At 68.3% G+C, this 3,575-nt stretch carries 2 protein-coding genes; both read left to right on the top strand.

Annotated elements, in window-relative coordinates:
- Positions 1-201 precede the first annotated feature (201 nt).
- The gene (locus AC6EI8_RS25350) at positions 202-1,959 is read left to right on the top strand and encodes a glycoside hydrolase family 15 protein (protein ID WP_149320169.1); all 1,758 of its coding nucleotides are present in this window, start codon (positions 202-204) and stop codon (positions 1,957-1,959) included.
- A gap of 55 nt (positions 1,960-2,014) precedes the next feature.
- On the top strand, positions 2,015-3,406 hold the full coding sequence (gene otsA, locus AC6EI8_RS25345; protein WP_149320151.1) for an alpha,alpha-trehalose-phosphate synthase (UDP-forming): 1,392 nt from the start codon (positions 2,015-2,017) through the stop codon (positions 3,404-3,406).
- Positions 3,407-3,575: the final 169 nt, after the last annotated feature.

Below are 3,575 nucleotides of genomic sequence, written 5' to 3'. Positions count from 1 at the left end.
CGACGCCGCTCCCGCCGCTGCCGCGGCAGCGGCGCCGTCCGGCAGCGGCACCAATCCATCCGCGTCCACCACCTCATCCTGACAAGGGGGAAGTTTGTGAGTCAGCCTGAATCCGGGGTAGCGCGCAACCGCGCCGACGAGATCAACAGCGACGGCACACAGCAGGGCGGGCGATATTGCCCGCCTTCGCTATCGCTGGGCATGATCGGCAACTGCGCCTTCTCGGCGCTGGTCGATTCGCGCGGCCGCATCGTCTGGTGCTGCCTGCCGCGCTTCGACGGCGATCCGGTCTTCAACGCGCTGCTGGACCCAAGCGAGAACGCCGGCCACTTCTCGATCGAGATCGAGGACTTCGCCGAATCGCGCCAATGGTACGAGCCGAATACCGCGGTGCTGCGCACGCGCCTGACCGACCGTCACGGCAATTGCCTCGAAATCACCGATTTCGCGCCGCGTTTTTTCCGCCTCGGCCGCTATTTCCGTCCGCTGACGCTGGTGCGGCGCATCCGCCCGGTCAAGGGCGCGCCGCGCGTGCGGGTCTGCATCGCGCCGCGCTTCAACTGGGGCCGCACGGTGCCGCAGACCTCGCGCGGCAGCAGCCACGTCCGCTTCGTCGGCGACGACATGACGCTGCGCATGACCACCGACGCGCCGCTGACCTATGTGATGGCCAACACGCCGTTCCTGGTCACGCAGGGCATGAACTTCATCCTCGGCCCCGACGAGACGCTGCAGCACGGCGTCGACGAGACCGCGCGCGACTTCGAGCAGGAGACCATCTCGTACTGGAAGCTGTGGACGCGCCGGCTGGCGGTGCCGCGCGAATGGCAGGACGCGGTGATCCGGGCCGCCATCACGCTGAAGATGTCGCTGTACGAGGAGACCGGCGCGATCGTCGCCGCGATGACCACCAGCATTCCCGAGGCCCCGCACAGCGGCCGCAACTGGGACTATCGCTTCTGCTGGCTGCGCGACGCCTTCTTCGTGATCCGCGCGCTCAACAGCCTGTCCGAAGTCGGCACCATGGAGGACTATCTGCGCTGGATGTCCAATGTGGTGATGCAGTCCAAGGACGGCCATATCCAGCCGCTGTACGGCATCGGCCTCGAACGCGAGCTGCCCGAGAGCGTGCTCGAACATGTCGCCGGCTACCGCGGCATGGGGCCGGTGCGGGTCGGCAACCAGGCGCAGGAACACTTCCAGCACGACGTCTACGGCAACGTGGTGCTCGGCGCCGCGCAGGCCTTCCACGACCACCGGCTGCTGCATCGCGGCGGCCCGGCCGAATACCGCGTGCTGGAGCAGGTCGGCGAACAGGCGGTGCGCGTGTTCGGCACGCCCGATGCCGGCATGTGGGAGTTGCGCACGCGCGCCCGGGTGCATACCTCGTCCGCGCTGATGAGCTGGGCGGCCTGCGACCGGCTCGCCAAGATCGGCGACGAGCTTCAGCTGCCGGCGCGCGCGGCCTACTGGCGCAAGCATGCGGACACGATGCGCGAGCGCATCCTGCGCGAATCGTGGAGCGAGGAACGCCAGGCCTTCGCCGAGAGCTTCGGCGGACGCGAGCTCGACGCCAGCGTGCTGCTGATGGCCGAGGTCGGCTTCATCGATCCGCGCGACGCGCGCTTCGTCGCGACCCTCGAACGGCTGGAAGAGGTGCTGTGCGACGGCCCCTACATGCGCCGCTACGAGGCGCCCGACGATTTCGGCAAGCCCGAGACCGCCTTCAACATCTGCACCTTCTGGCGGATCGATGCGCTCGCGCGCATCGGCCGCAAGGAACAGGCACGCGAGATCTTCGAGGCGATGCTGGCCGCGCGCAATCCGCTCGGCCTGCTGTCCGAGGACACGCATCCGGTTACCGGCGAAATGTGGGGCAACTTCCCGCAGACCTATTCGATGGTCGGCCTGATCAACGGCGCGATGCGCCTGTCGTCGCCATGGGACGCGGTGATCTGAGCCGGCCCCGATTCACCGGGCGGCGCGCGCCGGCGCGCCGCCACACAGGAGGCCTATGTCAAGACTGGTAGCGGTATCCAACCGCGTCGCCGACCCCCGCAATGCCGCCGCCGGCGGTTTGGCGGTGGCGCTCGGCGAAACGCTGAATGCCACCGGCGGGCTCTGGTTCGGCTGGAGCGGCCGGGTCGTCGAGACCGCGCAGGGTGGCACGCCCGGAGAAGGCGAACTGCATCTGCAGCATGCCGGCGACGTAACGCTGGCCACGGTCGACCTGAGCCGCGAGGACCACGACGCCTACTACCTCGGCTACAGCAACGGCGTGCTGTGGCCGGTGTTCCACTACCGCGTCGATCTGGCCGATTTCGACGCCGGCCATCTGAACGTCTACCGCCGCGTCAACCAGCTGTTCGCGCGCAAGCTGGCGCCGCTGCTGCGGCCGGACGACATGATCTGGATCCACGACTATCACCTGATTCCGCTGGCCGCGGAACTGCGGGCGATGGGATGCGGCCAGCGCATCGGTTTCTTCCTCCATATCCCGCTGCCGCCACCGCCGATCCTGACCACCATTCCGCAGCACGAATGGCTGATGCGCGCGCTGTTCGCCTACGACCTGATCGGCTTCCAGAGCCAGGCCGACCTCGAGCACTTCGCGCGCTACGCGCAGTCCGAGGCCGGCGCCGAGCCGATGGGCGACCACCGCTACCGCGCCTTCCATCGCACCGTGCGCGCGCAGGCGTTTCCGATCGGCATCGACGTCGACGAGTTCGTCTCGCTGGGCAAGGGCCACGAGGCCCAGGAAACCTACGAGATGATGATGGCCCAGTACGCGCGCCGGCGGCTGCTGCTGGGCGTGGACCGGATGGACTATTCGAAGGGGCTGCCGGAGCGGCTGAAGGCGTTCCAGGCGCTGCTGGCGCAGTATCCGGAGAACCGTTCGAGCGCCACGCTGATCCAGATCGCGGCGCCGTCGCGCGAGTCCGTCGACGCCTATGCCGATCTGCGCCGCCAGCTGGAGGGCATGTCCGGGGCGATCAACGGCGAGTATGGCGAGCTCGACTGGATGCCGATCCGCTATATCCACCGCACCACGTCGCGCCGGCGCCTGCCGGGGCTGTGCCGGGCGGCGCGCGTCGCGCTGGTGACGCCGCTGCGCGACGGCATGAACCTGGTTGCCAAGGAATATATCGCCGCGCAGGACCCGGACGATCCCGGCGTGCTGGTGCTGTCGCGCTTCGCCGGCGCGGCCGAGCAGCTCAAGGAAGCGCTGCTGGTCAATCCCTACGACATCCAGGGCACCGCGCAGGCGATCCAGCAGGCGCTGCACATGCCGCTGGCAGAGCGGCAGAGCCGCCATCAGAAGCTGCTCGAGAACATCCGCGCCCAGGACGTGCACTGGTGGAGCCGCGAATACCTGCGCAGTCTTGCGGAGAGCGATCAGGGGTGATGGGGCACTCCATCTTTTTTCCGTCGCCCCAACCCTCTCCCCCTGAGGAGGAGAGGGAGAACGCAATCAGCTAGCGGGCCGCGCCCGCAGCCATCAGCGCAGGTCCTCGGGCGTATCGACATCCCTGAAGGCGCCGTCGTGATCGGTCAGGATGCGTGTCACCGCCCGG

The sequence above is a fragment of the Cupriavidus sp. R6-3 genome, from assembly GCF_059772245.1.
Note: the sequence above shows the minus strand (reverse complement) of the source record. Positions and strands in the feature narration are given on the sequence as shown.

What these genes read in the sequence shown, in the direction of transcription:
- AC6EI8_RS25350 (WP_149320169.1), top strand. Translation starts at nt 202, where the DNA reads ATGATCGGCAACTGCGCCTTCTCGGCGCTGGTCGATTCGCGCGGCCGC.
- otsA (WP_149320151.1), top strand. Translation starts at nt 2,015, where the DNA reads ATGTCAAGACTGGTAGCGGTATCCAACCGCGTCGCCGACCCCCGCAAT.